The organism is Pseudomonas sp. TWI929 (assembly GCF_039673335.1).
In the GTDB taxonomy this organism is placed as follows: domain Bacteria; phylum Pseudomonadota; class Gammaproteobacteria; order Pseudomonadales; family Pseudomonadaceae; genus Aquipseudomonas.
This window is the reverse complement of the sequence record NZ_JBDJLK010000004.1, coordinates 116898-134064: the sequence shown is the minus strand read 5'-3', so window position 1 is coordinate 134064 and position 17167 is coordinate 116898. Positions and strand designations below refer to the sequence as shown.

The window sequence follows — 17167 nt, the reverse complement described above, 5'->3', positions numbered from 1 at the left end:
TCCTTGGAGCAGCCTTGTGCTGCTCCTACAGATCCTGTGCATGCCTTGAAGGCGGCGCCGGCCAGGTGAGCAACTGCTGCAAGCGGTGGCAGCTGAAAGACGGTACAAGTACCGGTAAATGAGTAACGCGCCTGGATAGAGTGCCACTACATCGCCACCCGATATTTTTGCCAGTAGCCCCTTGGCCTGACGCGGTTCACCATCGCGTCAGGTATTCAAGAGGTTCCCTTCAATGGACTGGCTCATCTTGTTTCATCTGGCAAGCTACAGCGCCGCTCTGCTCATCATCGCCGTCTTCGCACTCATCTACGCGACCCGTTCGCAATTCATGCCCTATCACGCTGCGGCGATCGAACGCCCCTGGCACACCCTGGACGCCCCTTTGCAACTGCTGCTGTTAGCACTGGTACGCCTGGTCGGCTGGGGGTGGCTGGCCATTGCCTGCGCGGGGTTGATGATGCTTTACCAACTGTTTGCCATGCGTGTCCCGCTGCAATTGCTGGTTCTGTTACAAGCGTATTGCCTGCTGGCGATCACACCGATCATCGCTGTAGCTAGCCAAGTGAAACGCCATAGCAATGGATCACCACCGGTCATGTTCAGCTGGGTGGCCATGATGTTGTGTTGGCTGGGCTTTCTATTCGGGCTACTGGCCCGGGCAGGTGCGTAACAAAGGAGCGAAGCACATGAAAGACAACCTCTTCTGGCAAATCGTCGCTGGGTTGGTGCCACAGCCAAATGCCGCGCGACTGCTTGGCTGGAACTTCATCAGCCATGAACAAGCAACGCGCGAAGTGCGAGTGCAGTTCGACGCATCGGAATCGTTGACCAACCCATTGGGCAAAATTCAGGGTGGGATGCTGACAGCGATGCTCGATGACTGCCTCGGCCCGGCGATCTACGCAACGCTGGACACGCACGAAGTGGCACTGACCGTGAAGATGGCAACCACCTTTGTACGCGCAGCCTCACCAGGGCAGATCATGGGCATTGCCAGAATGTACAGACGTTGTGGCGCTTACTGCTACGCCAAGGGAGAGCTCAGGGACGGCAAAGACCAAACGTTAGTGACGGCGTCGGCCTGTTATAAAGTGGTCAGCCTCAACCATCGCGGCTGACAGGGGCTTCGGTGCGAAAACTTGGATCCCATTCAGTGAAAAGGTATGCTCGCGAAATAGCTAAACGCCACCACCGAACACATGTTGCACCTGTTCTCAAGGATGAGCCCTTTGCCCAGTCACCCTACCCGCCACACCATCGCCCGCCAGTGGCAGCTGCTCAAGCTGCTGCCCGGCCGCCACCCGGGGATGAGCTCTACCCAGTTGCAGGCCGCCCTGACAACCGTGGGCCATACCACCAGCAAACGCACCGTCGAGCGCGACCTGGTCGAGCTTGCGGCGCTGTTCCCACTGCAGTGCAACAGCAAAGGCATGCCCTACGGTTGGTACTGGCAACCGGGCCTGAGCCCGCGTGAAGTGCAACTGTTGCAGCCCGACGTGCTCACGCCCCAAGAGCAGATTGAACTGCACGCCTGGGTTGATGACGCACTGGCCCGACGCCTGGAAGAATCGCCACTTTCGGCGGACATGCAGCTGACTGCACAACAAGATGGCGGCGCCACACTGGTGGCCACCGTAGATGACAACCGCGCGCTGATGGGCTGGCTGCTGTCCCAGGCCGGCTCGATCCGCGTGCAAGCCCCGCAAGCACTGCGCTTGGCCATGATCGAGCAATTGCGCCAGAGCCTGGCGCTGCAAGATGGCGGTTGTTGACCGGCAGGCAAAAGTCATTGTCCCCTGGGCCGCTTTTTCCCATAGGCGGCCCTGCGCAGAATTCGCTCCTGACAACGCCTTACTATCAGGAGTACATGATGAAACGCTTCAAGCCCCTGCTGCTCGCCGTCGCCTTGGCGACCACTGCCCAGGCCACCCTGGCCGCCGACTGGCAGACCTCGCCCTACGGCAAGCAGGATGAAATCGGCGCCGCCAACCTGCTCACCCCGGAAGTGGTCAAGCAGGCAGTCGGCCTGGTCAAGACCGGCAAGACCTACCCGCTGGCGGTGCCGGTGAGCAAAGACCTGCCGGCCTTCCGCCACCGCAGCTTCCACCTGTACAACATCCAGCCCGGTGAGCAGGCCGGCCAGACCCTGGGCCGCAACAAGTTCAGCTTCAACGATGAACTGGTCAACGGCTGGACCGGCGTCGGCACCCAGCTCAACGGCATTGGCCACATCGGCATCGACAACGTCTACTACAACGGCAACAAGGCTGCCGATTTCGTCACCGTCGAAGGCGTGACCAAACTGGGCGTAGAGAAAGTGCCGCCGATGGTCACCCGTGGCGTAGTGCTGGACATGACCGCCCATTACAGCAAGGCCATCGTCCCGGGCGGCACTGCCTTCACCGTCGATGACATCAAGGCTGTGCTGAAGAAAGAAGGCATTACCTTGCGCAAGGGTGATGTGGTGCTGTTCAACACCGGTTGGCTGGAGCTGATCGGCAAGGACAACCAGCAGTTCCTTGCCACCGAACCAGGCATCGACCTGCCGGCGGCCGAGTGGTTGGCGGACCAGGGTATCGTCGCCTTTGGTGGGGACACCTGGGCGTCCGAGGTGTACCCGAACCCGACCGGTGAAGAGTTCCCGGTCAACCAGTTCATGCTGGCCAAGCGCGGCATCTACAACCTGGAGCTGATCGACACCCGCGCGCTGGTCAAGGACAAGGCGTTCGAGTTCCTGTTCGTGCTGGGGCAGCCGCTGTACAAGGGCTCGACCCAAGTGAACATCAACCCGGTGGCGATTTACTGATCACGGGTTCACGCTTTGGAACCTGGGGCTGCGTTGCAGCCCATCCGACCGGTCCGGCGCCCCGGCAAGGCCGCTCCCACAGGAAGAATGCGTACCCCTTGTGGGAGCGGCCTTGCGTCGCGAAAGGGGCGTAAAGCGCCCCCAAATTTCAGAAGGTGCCGGGATACGCCCCGCCATCGATCAGCAGGTTCTGCCCGGTGATGTAGCCGGCATGCGCACTGCACAGGAACGCGCAATACGCACCAAACTCGCCGGCATCACCAAAGCGCGCCGCCGGGATGGCCTTGCGCCGCGCCTGGGCAGTGGCTTCTACATCACCACCCGCCGCCTTCAAGGTCTTCTGCAAGCGCGCCGTATCGAACGCCCCCGGCAGCAGGTTGTTCAGCGTCACATTGCAGCCCGCCAGGCGCTGCTGCCGTGCCAGGCCGGCAATAAAGCCGGTCAGGCCACTGCGTGCGCCATTGGACAAGCCCAGAATGTCGATCGGGGCCTTCACCGCGCCGGAGGTGATATTTACCACCCGCCCGAAACCACGCTCAGCCATGCCATCGACCACCGCCTTGATCAGCTCGATCGGGGTGAGCATGTTGGCGTCCAGCGCTTTCAGCCAGTCTTCACGTCCCCAGTCACGGAAGTCTCCCGGTGGCGGGCCACCCGCATTGTTGACCAGGATATCCACCTGCGGGCAAGCCGCCAGCAATGCCTGGCGCACCTCGGCGTCGGCGACATCACCGGCCACGGTGCGCACCTCAATACCCGGGCAGGCCGCGCGCAACTCGGCGGCGGTCTGCTCCAGGGTGGCCTGGGTACGGGCATTGATGACCAGGTTGACGCCCTCTTTGCCCAGCGCCTCGGCGCAGCCTTTGCCCAGGCCCTGGCTGGCCGCGCAGACGATGGCCCAGCGGCCGGTAATGCCTAGATCCATTGGGTTGCTCCTTGATGCAATGCAGTTACAGGGTTACTGGATCGGCGAAAATGCAGCGGGCATCAACAGCTTCGATTCCATCCGCACCAGCATCGGGAATGCCACGGGGATGAAGCGCTCCAGCCAGTCCGCATCGCGGTAAAGGGCGGCGCGGCGCTCGATGCGCTCGTCAAGGCTCTCGTAGGCCCAGATGTGCACCACCTGGTTCAGCTCGCCAATCTCGGTGTACCACCAGCCCACGAGCTTGGCGTAGCGCGAGATCACCGGCAAGCCTTCCTTTTCGAAGTGCTCCAGGTATTGCTTCATCTTGCCGATGTGCAGGGTGTAGGTACGCATTTCATAAAACATGGTCTTGGTTCCGCCAAAGGTTCAGAGGTTGCCGTGGTAGGCGTCGGTGATCAGGCGCTCGACATCGCGCGCCGTGGTCAGGCGCGGGTTGACCAGCACGTTGCCGCTGCGCATCGAGTCGCTGACCATTTGCGGCAGGTGCTCCAGGTCCACGCCCAGTTCACGAATGGTCGCGGGAATGCCGATGGCCTGGTTCAGCGCCACCACGGCATCCACCGTGCGGGCTGCGGCTTGCTCCACGCTGAGCCCGGTCACATCAGCGCCCAAGGCAATGGAGATGTCGCGGAAACGCTCCGGGCAGGCTGGCAGGTTGAACTTGATCACGTACGGCAACAGGGCAGCGTTGGCGATGCCATGGGGGATGTTGAATACCCCGCCAAAGGTGTGCGAAATGGCATGCACATTACCCAGCTTGGATTGCGAGAACGCCACCCCGGCCAGGAACGAGCCCAGCAGCATCTGCTCGCGGGCGGCCATGTCGGTGCCAACGAAGTAGGTCTTTTCCAGGCTGCCAGCGATCATGCGGATTGCCTGCAGGGCCATGGCCTGGCTGATCGGGTTGGCCTGGCGCGACACATACGACTCGATGGCGTGGGTCAGCGCATCCATGCCGGTGGCGGCGGTGATGGCCGCTGGCAGTTTCAGGGTCAGTGCCGGATCGAGGATGGCCAGGCGCGGGAACAGCCGCGGGCTGACGATGACCGTCTTGAACAGCGTGCGCTTGTTGGTGAACACGGTCGACGCCGTGCACTCGCTGCCGGTACCGGATGTGGTGGGAATGGCGAAGATCGGCAGCGGCGGCTGGGTCAGTTTGTCGTAGCCCTCGTAGTCGAGGATGTTGCCGGGGTTGGTGGCCATCGCCGCCACGCCCTTGGCGGTGTCGATGCTGCTGCCACCGCCCACACCGATCACGGCGGTGCAGTTGCGCGCTTTCAGCAGCGCTACGGCAGCGTCCAGCACGTCGGTGCTGGGGTTGGCTTCAACGGCGCAGAACAGCTGGTAGTCGATGCCCGCCTGCTCCAGCGAGGCGAAGAAGCCGGCCAAGATGCCTGCGTCGATCAGGCCTTGGTCGGTGACCACCAGCAGGGGGCCGTCCACGTGCGGCTTGAGCAGCGCACCGGCCTGGTCGGCCAGGCCCGCGCCGCATTTGGCAATGGTGGGGAAATGGAACTGGAATTGGCTCATGAGGGGTCCTCAGGCAACTGCGTTGTTCTTGTTGTGCCCACCGTGACGTTGGCGGGCCGTGCCGGGGCAATCTTGAGCGCGGGCCAGGGCCGCCGATAATGAAAAGAGCTGATCCGCCAATAACCAACGCTTATCCCCGAGCAGGGCAATAAGCAGGCGTTATTGGCGGATCAGCTCTTTTCATTACCCGCCCCACCGCCAGCGCTCCAACAATCGGCCTGCGTAGCCGCTACGCCTCCCGATAATCACAACAACGAGCTCCCGCGATGAAGACCACACCCTCCCCGGCCGCCCTGGCGCTGCCCGCTGCGGCCCCGATGACCACGGTGCGCTGGCGCATCTTCCTGATCCTGTTGCTGCTGACCGCAATCAACTACATCGACCGCGCCTCGCTGTCGGTGGCGCTGCCGCTGATCGCCCCCGAATTCAACCTGACGCCGGCCATGGAAGGGCTGATGCTCAGTGCCTTCTTCTGGTCTTATGCCTTGATGCAGATCCCCGGTGGCATGCTACTGGACCGCTTTCACACCCGCGGCATCATTGGCGCAGCGACGGTGGCCTGGGGGCTGTTCCAGGCGCTGGGTGCAGCCTCGCACAACTGGCTGGTGCTGCTGCTGACACGTATCGGGCTGGGCGTGGCCGAATCACCGATCATGCCTGCCGGGGCCAAGCTCAATGGTGCCTGGCTGACGCCCAACGAGCGCGGCCGTGGCGCGGTGCTAGTGGATGGTGGCGCGCCGCTGGGCAGTGCCCTGGGGGCGATTCTGATTTCCGGTTTGATCGCCTGGCTGGGCTCGTGGCGTCTGGCCTTCGTGGTGGCCGGGGTCGGCACTGTGCTGGCCGGCATCCTGGCGTACAAGTACATCCGCAATCATCCTGGCGAACACCCGGGGGTGAACGAGGCCGAACTGCGCCACATCACCGAGGGCAACGCCAGCGCCCATGCAGCGGCGGCCAAGGCCAGCCTGCCGCTGCGCGAGCTGCTGAAAGACCGCTCGATCTTTGCCATGTTCGCCGGCTACAGCTGCATCCTGGCAGTGTTCTATGGCCTGCTTACCTGGATGCCGAGCTACCTGCACAAGGCCCATGGCCTGAACATCTCGGCCATGGGCGGGGCAACCTTCCTGATCTTCATGTGCGGTTTTGTCGGCGAACTTATCGGCGGCTGGATCGGCGACCGCTGGCGGGCCAGCGGGGCCTCGCCAAACCTGGTGATGCGCAGCATGTTCAGTGGCTCGGCGCTGGTGGCAGCCGTGTGCATCCTGGCGGCGGCCTATGTGGGTGAAACCGTCGCGGTGATCAGCCTGCTGTGCGTGGCGATGTTCTTCATCCGCTGGTGCGGGATGTACTGGTGCCTGCCGGCAATCATCGGCGGGCCGTCGCGCACCGGGGTGCTGGGTGGCACGATGAACTTCTGCGGCAACATGGCCGGGGTGCTGGTACCGATCGTGATCGGGCTGATCGTGCAGTTCACCGGGGACTACTTCTATGCGCTGATCTTCTTTGTGGTGGCAGCGGTGTTGATCGCGGTGTTTTCCAGCCTCATCGACTACCGCGAGCGGCAGTTCTAAGGCTGAGTCGGTCGGGGCTGCGGTGCAGCCCATCGCCGCAACAGGTTTCAACCCGCTGTCAGCTCTTCCACCAACAACTGCGCCGCCGGCGACAGCGGCGCTGCCACCCGGTGCACGATACCGAACGGCTCGCTCAGTGCCCGCAGCCGCACCGCCAGCGATACCAGCAGCCCACGTTGCTCGGCAAAGGCCGCCACCGCGCTGGGGATGACCGCCACCAGCGTCGGGTCATCTTCCAGCAGCATGAAGGTGGCGAAAGTGGAGAATGTTTCCAGCGGATAGCGCGGTACTTCCACCCCCGCCTCGCTCAACTCACGCTCCAGCGCCTGGCGCATGGGCATGTTCGCCGGGTAGACCACCCAGCGGTACTGGTTCAGGTCGCCCACTTCCAGCGCCGCCGCCCCCGCCAGCGGGTGCTGTGGGTGCGCAACCACCGCCAGCGGCTCCTGGGCCAGCTCGACAAAGGCATAGTCCGCAGCATTGCGGCCCAACCCGGGTCGGCAAATGGCCAGGTCCAGGCGCCCCTCATCGAGCTGGGCCAGCAGGTTGGCGCTGGTGTTCTCGGCAATCTCCACCGCCAGCTGCGGCTGTTTGCGGCGCAAGCGCCCGAGGGCGCCAACCAATGCCGGCATGGCCCCCATGATGCTGCCCACCGCCAGCCGCCCGCCCTGGCCCTGGACAATGCCCAGTACCTCTTCGCGCAAATGCCCCAGGTCGCTGTGGATCAGGCGCGCATAGCGCACCACGCAACGGCCCACGTCATTGGCCACCAGGCCGCTGGGCTGGCGCTGGAACAACGGCACGCCCAGCACCTCCTCCACCTCGCGCAAAGCCTTGGTGGCCCCAGGCTGGGAAATGGCCATGGCTTCAGCTGCCTTGTGCAGGGAGCCGCAGCGGTCCAGCTCGATCAGCAGGCGCAACTGGCGCAGGCGCAGGCGGGAGAAAATGGAGTCCAGGGAAGGGATCATCAGGCAGGCTCGGCATAGGTCTTGTAATGCCGAGCACTATAGAGGGTCATCAACAGGCGATTGTTGACTTTGCGGCAAATGACCTTTGCCCTGAAAACACGCCCTCCAAGTGGGTTACGCCACGCGGCGGCGCGCCAGGCAGGCATACCCCAGGCCCAGCACGCTGGCCGCCAGTACACCCAGCAGCAGCATCAGTTCATGGCTGTAACGGGCCACCAAAGCCGGGAACCCCGTGAACTCGCGATACACCTGCACATCGGCAACGCCATCGGCGTGGCTGATGCTTACACCACCCTGGCGGATCTGCGAGTAGTCCGCATCGAAATACACCCACACCTTGCAGGTGCCACCCGGTTCGATGGTGGGGATGTCCACCTGCGCGGTGGGGGTTTCCAGGAGGGTGTCGTTGCCAGCGGCATCGCGTACCTGTACCAGGCCCTTGGCTGGCAAGCGGATGTTTACCTGGCGCACCTGCACATCGGCAGCGTTGCGCAGCTCGATGAGCAAGCCGGTACGGTGGTCGACCAGCCCAGCCTCGAATGGCTTGGCGAACAGCTGGGCATACGGCGCCTGGGCCATTTCGATCAGCCGCTCTACCTGGTCTTCGCTCAGCCCGCCTTGGCCGATACTGCTGATACGCCCTTGCAACCGTTCGTACTTGAGCTGCTCCCTAGCCTTGCTGATGCGCTCGCTGAACTGGCTGGGGTAGGTGAGGTAGGCATAGGTCAGTGACGCCTCCAGGCGCGGGCTGCCCTTGAACATCGCGTAAGTGGCTAACAGGACCATCAGGCCAATCAGCACGGCTACGAGAAGTTTCCCCACCTTGTCCCTACTCAATGCGCACTTCCTTCTAACGTGATACGGGCCATATAAACGGCCCAAGGGTGCCAAGTTCGCGACCCCCAGGCAAGCATGACTAAGGCTTGCCCTCGCCTTCCCGTGCCTGGCGCAGCTGGTGCAACTGGCCGTCGATCAGAGCCTTGGCCATGCCTGCCAGGTAGAACGTGGCCTTCATCATCACCTTGCGATCGCTGGGCCTGTCGATGGCCTTGCGGGTGATTTCGGTGATGCAGCCCATGATGCTCGAGGCTTCCATCAGTGCGGTGCGCATGGGCAGCTGCGGTTTCATTTGTACCAGTTCGGCATCGGCGTTGCCAAAGCGGCTCGCTGCGGGCACGACATTGAGCTTGCTGCTGTTTTTCGGGGTGTCGTTTTCCATGTCCATTCCTCGGGGTTACGAGCGTGCCGAGACTAGGGCGCTGCCTGCCTCACCACAATGGCCTAGGGGGTGGAAAGGGTTACTTTCGGAAATGGACTACAAGAAGCCTACAAAGGGACGCGCTGCCGCCGATCTGGCTCTTGACCGCTACCCGGCAGTGGCGGACGATCAACCTCCCCCACACAAGGACGAACACCATGCTACGGATACTGGGCAGAGCCTCCTCCATCAACGTGCGAAAAGTCCTGTGGGCCTGCGCCGAGTTCGAGGTGGCATTCGAGCGCGAGGACTGGGGTTCGGGTTTCCAGCCCACCGACAGCGCCGAATTCCTCGCGCTGAACCCCAACGCCATGGTCCCGGTGATCCAGGATGGCGACTTCACATTGTGGGAGTCCAACAGCATCATCCGCTACCTGGCCAACCGCTACGGAGCCGCCGCGTTCTACCCTGGCGAGGCTCAGGCGCGGGCCAGGATCGACCAGTGGATCGACTGGCAGGCTTCTGACCTAAACCGCTCCTGGAGCTACGCGTTCATGTCGCTGGTCAGGCATTCGCCCGCCCACCAGGACCCACAGGCGCTGGCCGCCGGTTGCGCAGACTGGTCGCGCTATATGCATATCCTCGACCGCCAGCTGGCCAGCACGGGTGCCTATGTGGCCGGCAGCCAGTTCACCCTGGCCGATATCCCCATCGGCCTGTCGGTCAACCGCTGGTTCGAAACACCATTCGAGCACCCGCACCTGCCGGCGGTGCGGGATTATTACGAGCGGCTGAGCGAACGGCCGGCATATCACCTGCATGGCCGTAACGGTACGCCGTAAAGCAGGTGCATCCTGCAAGATCCCCGGGGCTGCTTTGCAGCCCCGGGGATCTCAACCTGTTACGCCGCTACTTGATCCCCCGCCGGTCCTACCCGCCCTCGCCAGGCAAACAGCAGCACCATCACCAAGCCCACCGCCGCCATCGCCGCGCCCGCCAGGGAAATCGCCGGGTAGCCCAGCCCTGCATTGATCACCGCCCCACCCAGCGCCGCGCCAATTGCATTACCCAGGTTGAACGCACCAATGTTCACCGCCGACGCCAGGTTAGGCGCATCCTTGGCCGCCTCCATCACCCGCATCTGCAGCGGCGGCACCAAGGCAAAGCTGGCCGCGCCCCAAACCAGGATCGCCAACGCCGTCGGCAGCGGCCAGCCCAGCACCAGCGGGAACACCAGCAGCACGGTAATCAGCACAGCCAGTGACAGGATCAAGGTGCGATCGATCGAGCGGTCTGCCGCCTTGCCACCCCACACGTTGCCCAAGGTCAGGCCGACACCGAACAACACCAGCATGGCCGTCACGAAGGTAGTGGACGCAGCCGCTTCGCTCTGCAGGATCGGCGCGATGTAAGTGAACACCGTGAACATCGCACTGGAGCCGACCACGGTCAGCAACAGCGCCGCCAGTACCGGCCCGCGGCCCAGCACGCGAATTTCGGCCATGGCCCCCTCACCTTTGGGCGACGGCACATTGGGCAGCGCATACCAGAGCGTGGTGATTGCCACCAGGCCAAGCCCGGCGATGCCCCAGAATGCGGTGCGCCAGCCCAGCATTTCACCAAACCAGGTCGCCAGCGGCACCCCGCCGATGGTGGCCAGTGTCAGCCCCATGAACATTGCAGCCACGGCCCCGGCACGCTTCTCGGGCGGTACTACACTGGCCGCGACGATCGAGCCGATGCCGAAAAACGCACCATGGTTAAGCGAGGTAACCACGCGCGCGACCAGCAGGCTGGCGTAATCGCTGGCCAGGGCCGACATCAGGTTGCCCAAGGTAAAGATGGCCATCAGCCCAATCAGTAGATACCGCCGTGGGATCTTCACTGTGGCCAGGGTCATCAGCGGTGCGCCGATCAGCACGCCAAGCGCGTAGGCACTGACCAGCAACCCGGCAGCGGGAATGGAGACGCCAAGGTCGGTGGCAATACTGGGCAACATGCCCATAGGGGCGAACTCGGTGACACCGATGCCAAAGGCACCGATGGCGAGTGCGACAAGAGGTGGGTTGATACGCATGGCAAACTCCTTATCTGTGCTGCAAATGCTACGATCCAATTTCAATACGCACTAGACCGCTTTTTTGCGAACCACCTTTGCTTATGAGGCACAAATGGACTTCAGTGGAAGATCCGGAGATATGGAAATTTTTGCCAGGGTGGCGCAAGAAGGTAGCCTGTCTGCCGCCGCCCGGGCGCTGGGCCTGACGCCTTCGGCGGTCAGCCGCATCATCGCGCGCACCGAACAGCGCCTGGGTACCCGACTGCTGCTGCGCACCACCCGGGCAATCACCCTCACCCCCGAAGGTGAGGCGTACCTGCGCGGTGCGCGGCGAGTGCTGGCCGATATGCTTGAGGTGGAAGAAGCCATCACCGACCAGGGCGTGCCACGCGGGCGCTTGCGGGTCAGCGCTGCGCTGGGCCATGGCCGGCTGACCGTAGTACCACTGCTGGCAGCGTTCAGCGCGCGTTACCCGCAAGTGCTGGTCGACCTTAACCTCAGTGACGAAGTGGTCGACATACTTGGCGGCCAGGCCGACGTGGCACTGCGCTTCGGCCGCCTGCCGGACAGCTCGTTGAGCGCCCGCGCCATTGGCGAAACCGGCCAGGTGGTGGTCGCCTCGCCTGAGTACCTGGAGCGCTGTGGCACACCTGTGGTGCCAGACGACCTGGCCCGACACAACTGCCTGCGCTTCAACTTCCGCCGCGCCGCCCCCGACTGGCCGTTTCGCCGTGACGGGCACGCGTTTTCATTGAAGGTGACAGGCAATATCGAATGCAGTAGCGGCGAAGCCCTGGCGCAACTGGCCAGGCTTGGTGCCGGCGTGGCGCGTATAGGCACCTTCACCGTGGCCGATGACCTGGCCAGCGGCCAGCTGGTGCCGTTGCTGGAGGCTTACAACCCTGGTGACCGCGAGCCGATCCATGCGGTGTTCGTCGGTGGCCCGGCAATGCCGGCGCGGGTGCGGGTGTTTGTGGATTTTCTGGTGGAGCACTTGTCTGGCAGCCAGCGCACTCCTTTGTAGGAGCGGGCTCGCCCGCCCCCTGCATTTAGCCGAGCAGGTTCAACCCCAACGTAAAAACAGCCACCGCCAACGCCGCCAACGACACAGCATTACGCTCCAGATACGTTGCCCATCCGGGCTGCGGTTGCACCTCGCCTTCACGCTGACGCTCAACCAGGCTGGCCAGACGCTCCTCTACACTGTCGACACGCTGTGCCTGGGTGCTGGTCGCCAGCGCGAGCTTCTTCAGCGCCGTGGTCACAGTGGTGGACAGGCTCTCCCGGGCCAGGTTGCTGGCGGCCAACTGCTGCTTCAGCACTTCGGCTTGCCCCTCTTGGGCAACCAGCTTTTGCTGGTGCTGCTCAAGGCCTTTGCGAATCGCCCCTTCCTTCTGCACCCGGGCCAGGGTGCTGGCCACCAGCTTCTGGTGCTGTGCCTCGATACTGGCCTGCAGCGCAGTCAGCGCGGTTTCCTGTTGCCCTTCTACACTGGCCAGGCGCTCTACTTCCTGGCGGCAGTGGGCGTAACCATCGGACAGCGCCAGCAACTCGTCGAGCTGCTGCTTGAGTTCGCACAGCACCATCAACGCGTCCTCCTGGCTACCCTCCAAAGGCGAGGCACCAGCCTGCAGGGATTCGATTTCGCTCACCAGCGCATCGCTGAAGCCGCGCAGAACCCTGTTATCGGGAGTGGCCGCCACAGTTTCCTGGCCGGCTTGCAGAAGGCCCGCTGAAGTGGCGTTGGCTTGGGTATCTACCTTGTTGCGAAAGCCGGCGACCAGCTTGCGATTGGTGTTCTCGATCACCCTCTCCACGAGCAGCTTCGCAAGCGGAGTCAAGGTCCTGTGTTCGTATGGCTGATTCATCAATCCCTATCCGGATACAGCGGTCAAGGGCGGAAAGCTATCAAAATGGCATCATCGGATCCACTGATGACTGAGGGAATTGAGTGGTTGATCAGGTATTGAGGCGAGCATCCGGCACCGGGGCGTGGCGCAGCGGCAAGCTCGCCAGGCCCCTCAGCCAGTTGATACTTCTTCAGGTGGTCACTTAGCGCGTAGCCGGCCCTTGCGGCTGCTCTACATCAGGCTCCTCGCCAGCCGCCTTCCCGGGGGTACGGGCAAGTTCCGCGAGCATGGCCAGCAGTTCATCCACATCGACTTCTTCGAACTCACCCGCTGCAGCTTCATGGATCATCGCTGCAAACTCAGGGCTGTATTCGAGGTCGTCGCCCTCTGCGTCAACCGCCCCCGCCTCGAGGTGTTTCAACGCTTGCGTCAGCTGCGCATCCAGGTCCATCAACGCTTCGCCGAAAAATGCCGTGAACAGCGGCGAAGGCTGGTCATCGTTGAACAGGCCAAAATGCCGCCCCAACGCCCGCCCGGTTCGCAGAATCAACCCGGCCGTATTGGCGTTGCCTGCAAAGCCTGCGCGGGTGAGCAGCTCGGTGGCAGATACCGCGTGCACGCGCGCCATCTCGGTTACCCGACCGCTCAGGTAGACGTTGGTCAGGTAAACCTGCTCGTACTCGTCCCCCGCAACAAACTGGGCTACACCCCCGCTCAACACTTCCAGCCCCTTGGCCCCGCCTTCGGCGATGCACTCGAGCGCTTCGATGCTGAAACTGACCAAGTCAAGCTCACGCGGCCGCAGCGGTGCGCAGTAAGCCTGGGCGGTATTCGCCGTACGCCCTTTGACCACCACTTGCCACTGACGGAAATCGGCCAGGCTGACACTCTGCCCGGCCGACTGGCTGCAGTGCAGATAGTCGATCAGTACTTGTGGGAAGTTGATGCTGGTCGGCACCCAGGTCGAACGAGCCTTGCCAGCGGCAGCCTGTTCAGTGAGCACAGGCGCTTCAGCCGATGCCGATGCCACCTGAGGGGCGCCCGGCAGGAGGCAGCGCAAGTCATAGCCGATCATGAACAGTGCCGCTTCGAAGCTGTGGCAACGCTCCTGCAGCGAACCGGAGAACAGCGTGGGTGCCCCTGCCAGCGTCGCCTGGATAATCCAGCCAAGCTCAACCTGGCTACGTGCCCAGGCGTACCCAGGCACGGCCTTGGTGAAGAACTGTGGAGCCTTCTGCAACCCTAGCGCGCCAGGGTCCCGGACCTGGTTGCCACGCGCCCCGCCGCTGGGGAACCGCAGCTTCGCGGGCGTCTGCCGCCCTTGCCGGTAAAGCGCATAGAGCATGGCAATGGCCGCGCCGACGCGGCTGTCGTAGATCGGCGAGCCGGTTGTATCGATCAGCGAGTGGATCTTGGTCAACCCCGCATCGAAACGCAGGATGCTGCGCGCATCCAGGTCAGCCAGTTGCTGCCCGGCATCAAGCTCGAACAATGGGCGGCAGGCATTGAGGTAGTGAACCAGCTTGCGCTGCTGACGCAGCAGGCCAAGGAACGCAAGAGCGCCACGCACTCCGCCCCACTGCAGTACGGCACAGCAGGCTTGGTAGGCAGTATCGTCGCAACCCGAGGCCAACGCTGCCGACAGCCGGCTGCGCAGCAGGCCCAGCGAACCCTTGGTGCTGGCCCAGTCACTGGAAGTGACCCATTGCCCAGTCTGGTAGTCCTGCCAGGCACTGCCCCAGCGATACAGCGCATGAACCTGCTCGATACCCACTACCCGCTGGTTCAGGCCGCCCTTGACGAACTTGCTGGGCAAGAAATGCAAGTGCACTTCAAGCTGAGGGAGCGAGACTTGCAGCCAATCGATGAAACCGCGTACATCAGCCTGAGCGAGAAACGTGTTCCGGTCCATGTGTTCACTAAACCCCAAAAAGAATTGATGCCTATTCGCCGCGCACGGTACAGACAGGTTCCGTGCAGGCCAATAATGAGTATTCGTACAGGTAAACTTTTCAACCATGTGCCGTTACCCGGCCTGGTCATCTAGTGATGTGCTGCCCAGGCAAGGTTGATAGAAACGTGCAACTTGGTATTGCGCGGCCTATGGCACCTGATCAATCAGTTGACACATGTGAGTGCGCATCGAGTAACGCCCGAACCCGTTCAATTGCCACAGGCTCCGGCACGCGGCCAGCTTTCACCAGCGCTGCAAGGCTTTGCGCCTTGCCTGCATCCAGCGCAGCACAAGCAACAGCCTGGGCCATCAGGGCGTCCAGCGCCGAGGCATCGCTCTGTTGCCCTGCCGCTTGCAGCCCTTGGAGTTGGGCCGAGAGCAGCGCGGTGTAGCGTTCACGCACCACATCCTGCTTGCTGCCAGAGCGCACCAGTTTTACCAGGCCATAACCGGCCATACCCGCCAGGGCAGCGGTGCCAACGACCCAGCCGACAGGTGTGGTGGTCACAAACACACCGCCCAGCGCACCCGCCAGCGTGGTAGACCCCAGTAGCGTAGTGGCGCCTGCGGCAGTTGCGACGGTGCCAGCCGCCGCCGCACCGGCCGCCACGCTGCCAGCGACGACTGCCCCTTCACCCACGATGCCAACCCTGTCACGCCCTTGAAGCTGCTCGACGGCATTGGCCAATTTGCTAGCGGTGTCATCGCTTACGGCTTGCTGTGGCTGTACAGACGGCTTGCTGCGGCCCAGGCGTTGCCTGGCGAGCGTGATGAGCTTTTTCATGTGCAGTCCCTGCCAGTCAGGCTGGCGTGAGGTATTGGGTGACAGCCAGGAAGATGTTGCGCAGCAATTCGTAGAATTTGTAGGCCAGGCCTTGGGCTGCAACCAGCGGGTCAGAGGTGAGGCTACCGCTGCTCTCGAACGCAGCCCCTACGCCGGCCCCATAAAGCATCGACAACTTGCCTACCAGGGGCGCCAGGATTACCCCGAACAACGGGATACCGCCGCAAAGCGAAGTTACGGCAGCCCCCAGCGCGATACCCACGGTGATCGCCGGGTGTGCGCGTAGAAACGCAAAAATCTGCGAGACGACAATCTTGCCGATGGCGACAACCTCGCCGGCAATCTTCTGCGATGCCGACCAGATACCCTCCAGGCGGGTCATGATTTCGGCAGGGATCCCTCGGTTCAAGCCCTCGACCATCAACGTTTCGAAACGATCACGATCGTACTCGGCATTCAGTAACGTCAGTTCCAGCGCGCCCTGCTCTTTACTCATCAGATCCATAACTGCCTGCGCCCCTTCTTCATGCATGCCCATGCCCAGACGACTTGTCCAATGATGGCAATTTGCCGGAAATTACCCCGTCAAGCAAACAGCAAAGCAGCAGTACGGCAACACTCAATCGAGATTCAGCCAAGGCCTCAGTTCGGCACGGTTCGCCAGCACCAGCTGCTGCGCTTCGGGCCTTGCGTCATGCACATTGGGGTTCACCCCAAAGCGCTTTACCACATACTTCACCAACGCCTGTGAGCTCCCCACCACCAACTGCCCCTCAGCCATGCCAAAGTCCACCTCGATGATCGCCCGCTGCGCCGGCGTCAGTCGCTCATCCGGCTTGAAGATCACATCGACCTGCGTGTTCCATTCCACATCCTGCTCGATGCCGTTTTCCGTCTCCTCGTCATGCAAGTCCGGCACACCGCGGAAACGGCTGAGCACGAAGTCCCGATACATGCGGTTTTTCTCGCAATATGCCCGCACATGCCAGCGCATGCCGGTATACACCAGCGTGTGCGGGGCAATCGTGCGCCCTTCCAGTTCAGGGCTATTGAAGGACACGTACTCGATGTCCAGGCGCCGCTTTTCGCGACACGCCTTGAGCAGCGGCCGCAGGACTTCGGGTTTGACCGAGCGGTCCGGGACCTTCAGCACCTCGGTATGGGCATAGGCCAGGGCCAGGCCTTCGATATGCGGGGCGCGCTCGTTGTTCTGGTTGAGCAGGTCCAGGTAGGCGCTGGCACTGTCGTCGATGAACAGCGGCTTGAACTGCCGGGTTGGCACGTAGCCCTTGATCTGCTTGTCGTAGACCAGGTTTTTCGACGCATAGTCATTGATGTAGGTGTTGATGTCCTTCGATGCCTGCTGGCGGCTGATACCGAAGCTCTGGATCAGATGGTTGGTGGTCAGCCGGCCTTCCCACCACACCACCGTCTCGATCAACCGGTAGCGCAGGGCCAGGTCCCAGCGGGTTTGCTCCATACGTTGCGTACGTTTCATCTCGGTTCCTGAAGGGAGCAG

General features: G+C 62.7%; 19 protein-coding genes. 7 read left to right on the top strand and 12 right to left on the bottom strand.

Annotated features, from left to right (window positions below; genetic code table 11):
• Positions 1-232 precede the first annotated feature (232 nt).
• From ABE456_RS03745 to ABE456_RS03730, 4 genes are all read left to right on the top strand, one after another.
• Positions 233-670, top strand: coding sequence for a hypothetical protein (locus ABE456_RS03745; protein WP_346642762.1), 438 nt, complete (start codon positions 233-235; stop codon positions 668-670).
• Positions 671-686: 16 nt separating this feature from the next.
• The gene (locus ABE456_RS03740) at positions 687-1118 is read left to right on the top strand and encodes a PaaI family thioesterase (RefSeq protein ID WP_346642761.1); all 432 of its coding nucleotides are present in this window, start codon (positions 687-689) and stop codon (positions 1116-1118) included.
• A 111-nt stretch (positions 1119-1229) separates the two neighbouring features.
• The gene (locus tag ABE456_RS03735; RefSeq protein WP_346642760.1) at positions 1230-1772 is read left to right on the top strand and encodes a WYL domain-containing protein; all 543 of its coding nucleotides are present in this window, start codon (positions 1230-1232) and stop codon (positions 1770-1772) included.
• Positions 1773-1870: 98 nt separating this feature from the next.
• The gene (locus ABE456_RS03730) at positions 1871-2806 is read left to right on the top strand and encodes a cyclase family protein (RefSeq protein ID WP_346642759.1); all 936 of its coding nucleotides are present in this window, start codon (positions 1871-1873) and stop codon (positions 2804-2806) included.
• Between the two features lie 148 nt (positions 2807-2954).
• Here the strand turns inward: ABE456_RS03730 and ABE456_RS03725 are convergent, their stop codons facing one another.
• Genes ABE456_RS03725 through ABE456_RS03715 form a run of 3 tightly spaced genes read right to left on the bottom strand, consistent with a single transcriptional unit; the run spans position 2955 to position 5264 of the window.
• Complete coding sequence (locus tag ABE456_RS03725) at positions 2955-3731, bottom strand: SDR family oxidoreductase (RefSeq protein WP_346642758.1); 777 nt, start codon at positions 3729-3731, stop codon at positions 2955-2957.
• A 33-nt stretch (positions 3732-3764) separates the two neighbouring features.
• Positions 3765-4079 (bottom strand): NIPSNAP family protein, encoded by a 315-nt coding sequence (locus ABE456_RS03720; RefSeq protein WP_063913764.1) that lies wholly within the window; start codon positions 4077-4079, stop codon positions 3765-3767.
• 21 nt (positions 4080-4100) lie between these two features.
• The gene (locus ABE456_RS03715; protein ID WP_346642757.1) at positions 4101-5264 is read right to left on the bottom strand and encodes an iron-containing alcohol dehydrogenase; all 1164 of its coding nucleotides are present in this window, start codon (positions 5262-5264) and stop codon (positions 4101-4103) included.
• Between the two features lie 266 nt (positions 5265-5530).
• Here ABE456_RS03715 and ABE456_RS03710 point away from each other — a divergent pair, with 266 nt between their 5' ends.
• Entirely contained in the window at positions 5531-6835 is a 1305-nt protein-coding gene (locus ABE456_RS03710) for an MFS transporter (protein ID WP_346642756.1), read from the top strand.
• Positions 6836-6882: 47 nt separating this feature from the next.
• Here the strand turns inward: ABE456_RS03710 and ABE456_RS03705 are convergent, their stop codons facing one another.
• From ABE456_RS03705 to ABE456_RS03695, 3 genes are all read right to left on the bottom strand, one after another.
• Entirely contained in the window at positions 6883-7803 is a 921-nt protein-coding gene (locus ABE456_RS03705; protein WP_346642755.1) for a LysR family transcriptional regulator, read from the bottom strand.
• 114 nt (positions 7804-7917) lie between these two features.
• Positions 7918-8640: a hypothetical protein gene (locus ABE456_RS03700; protein ID WP_346642754.1), complete on the bottom strand. Its 723-nt coding sequence runs from the start codon at positions 8638-8640 to the stop codon at positions 7918-7920.
• 79 nt (positions 8641-8719) lie between these two features.
• The gene (locus ABE456_RS03695; protein ID WP_346642753.1) at positions 8720-9022 is read right to left on the bottom strand and encodes a DUF3077 domain-containing protein; all 303 of its coding nucleotides are present in this window, start codon (positions 9020-9022) and stop codon (positions 8720-8722) included.
• A gap of 197 nt (positions 9023-9219) precedes the next feature.
• Here ABE456_RS03695 and ABE456_RS03690 point away from each other — a divergent pair, with 197 nt between their 5' ends.
• Positions 9220-9843, top strand: coding sequence for a glutathione S-transferase (locus ABE456_RS03690; RefSeq protein WP_346642752.1), 624 nt, complete (start codon positions 9220-9222; stop codon positions 9841-9843).
• 59 nt (positions 9844-9902) lie between these two features.
• Here ABE456_RS03690 and ABE456_RS03685 read toward each other — a convergent pair whose 3' ends face one another.
• A complete protein-coding gene (locus ABE456_RS03685; RefSeq protein ID WP_346642751.1) occupies positions 9903-11078 on the bottom strand; it encodes an MFS transporter in 1176 nt (391 codons plus the stop codon).
• 94 nt (positions 11079-11172) lie between these two features.
• Here ABE456_RS03685 and ABE456_RS03680 point away from each other — a divergent pair, with 94 nt between their 5' ends.
• A complete protein-coding gene (locus ABE456_RS03680; RefSeq protein WP_346642750.1) occupies positions 11173-12084 on the top strand; it encodes a LysR family transcriptional regulator in 912 nt (303 codons plus the stop codon).
• Between the two features lie 25 nt (positions 12085-12109).
• Here ABE456_RS03680 and ABE456_RS03675 read toward each other — a convergent pair whose 3' ends face one another.
• The 5 genes from ABE456_RS03675 to ABE456_RS03655 form a co-directional block, all read right to left on the bottom strand.
• Entirely contained in the window at positions 12110-12646 is a 537-nt protein-coding gene (locus ABE456_RS03675) for a hypothetical protein (RefSeq protein WP_346642792.1), read from the bottom strand.
• A gap of 466 nt (positions 12647-13112) precedes the next feature.
• The gene (locus tag ABE456_RS03670; protein ID WP_346642749.1) at positions 13113-14822 is read right to left on the bottom strand and encodes a hypothetical protein; all 1710 of its coding nucleotides are present in this window, start codon (positions 14820-14822) and stop codon (positions 13113-13115) included.
• A gap of 202 nt (positions 14823-15024) precedes the next feature.
• Positions 15025-15648, bottom strand: a complete 624-nt coding sequence (locus ABE456_RS03665) for a hypothetical protein (protein ID WP_346642748.1) — start codon at positions 15646-15648, stop codon at positions 15025-15027.
• 16 nt (positions 15649-15664) lie between these two features.
• Positions 15665-16144 (bottom strand): hypothetical protein, encoded by a 480-nt coding sequence (locus tag ABE456_RS03660; protein WP_346642747.1) that lies wholly within the window; start codon positions 16142-16144, stop codon positions 15665-15667.
• 123 nt (positions 16145-16267) lie between these two features.
• Positions 16268-17146, bottom strand: a complete 879-nt coding sequence (locus tag ABE456_RS03655; protein ID WP_346642746.1) for a WYL domain-containing protein — start codon at positions 17144-17146, stop codon at positions 16268-16270.
• Positions 17147-17167: the final 21 nt, after the last annotated feature.

What these genes read in the sequence shown, in the direction of transcription:
- ABE456_RS03745 (WP_346642762.1), top strand. Translation starts at nt 233, where the DNA reads ATGGACTGGCTCATCTTGTTTCATCTGGCAAGCTACAGCGCCGCTCTG.
- ABE456_RS03740 (WP_346642761.1), top strand. Translation starts at nt 687, where the DNA reads ATGAAAGACAACCTCTTCTGGCAAATCGTCGCTGGGTTGGTGCCACAG.
- ABE456_RS03730 (WP_346642759.1), top strand. Translation starts at nt 1,871, where the DNA reads ATGAAACGCTTCAAGCCCCTGCTGCTCGCCGTCGCCTTGGCGACCACT.
- ABE456_RS03725 (WP_346642758.1), bottom strand. Translation starts at nt 3,731, where the DNA reads ATGGATCTAGGCATTACCGGCCGCTGGGCCATCGTCTGCGCGGCCAGC.
- ABE456_RS03720 (WP_063913764.1), bottom strand. Translation starts at nt 4,079, where the DNA reads ATGTTTTATGAAATGCGTACCTACACCCTGCACATCGGCAAGATGAAG.
- ABE456_RS03715 (WP_346642757.1), bottom strand. Translation starts at nt 5,264, where the DNA reads ATGAGCCAATTCCAGTTCCATTTCCCCACCATTGCCAAATGCGGCGCG.
- ABE456_RS03710 (WP_346642756.1), top strand. Translation starts at nt 5,531, where the DNA reads ATGAAGACCACACCCTCCCCGGCCGCCCTGGCGCTGCCCGCTGCGGCC.
- ABE456_RS03705 (WP_346642755.1), bottom strand. Translation starts at nt 7,803, where the DNA reads ATGATCCCTTCCCTGGACTCCATTTTCTCCCGCCTGCGCCTGCGCCAG.
- ABE456_RS03695 (WP_346642753.1), bottom strand. Translation starts at nt 9,022, where the DNA reads ATGGAAAACGACACCCCGAAAAACAGCAGCAAGCTCAATGTCGTGCCC.
- ABE456_RS03690 (WP_346642752.1), top strand. Translation starts at nt 9,220, where the DNA reads ATGCTACGGATACTGGGCAGAGCCTCCTCCATCAACGTGCGAAAAGTC.
- ABE456_RS03685 (WP_346642751.1), bottom strand. Translation starts at nt 11,078, where the DNA reads ATGCGTATCAACCCACCTCTTGTCGCACTCGCCATCGGTGCCTTTGGC.
- ABE456_RS03680 (WP_346642750.1), top strand. Translation starts at nt 11,173, where the DNA reads ATGGACTTCAGTGGAAGATCCGGAGATATGGAAATTTTTGCCAGGGTG.
- ABE456_RS03675 (WP_346642792.1), bottom strand. Translation starts at nt 12,646, where the DNA reads ATGGTGCTGTGCGAACTCAAGCAGCAGCTCGACGAGTTGCTGGCGCTG.
- ABE456_RS03670 (WP_346642749.1), bottom strand. Translation starts at nt 14,822, where the DNA reads ATGGACCGGAACACGTTTCTCGCTCAGGCTGATGTACGCGGTTTCATC.
- ABE456_RS03665 (WP_346642748.1), bottom strand. Translation starts at nt 15,648, where the DNA reads ATGAAAAAGCTCATCACGCTCGCCAGGCAACGCCTGGGCCGCAGCAAG.
- ABE456_RS03660 (WP_346642747.1), bottom strand. Translation starts at nt 16,144, where the DNA reads ATGAGTAAAGAGCAGGGCGCGCTGGAACTGACGTTACTGAATGCCGAG.
- ABE456_RS03655 (WP_346642746.1), bottom strand. Translation starts at nt 17,146, where the DNA reads ATGAAACGTACGCAACGTATGGAGCAAACCCGCTGGGACCTGGCCCTG.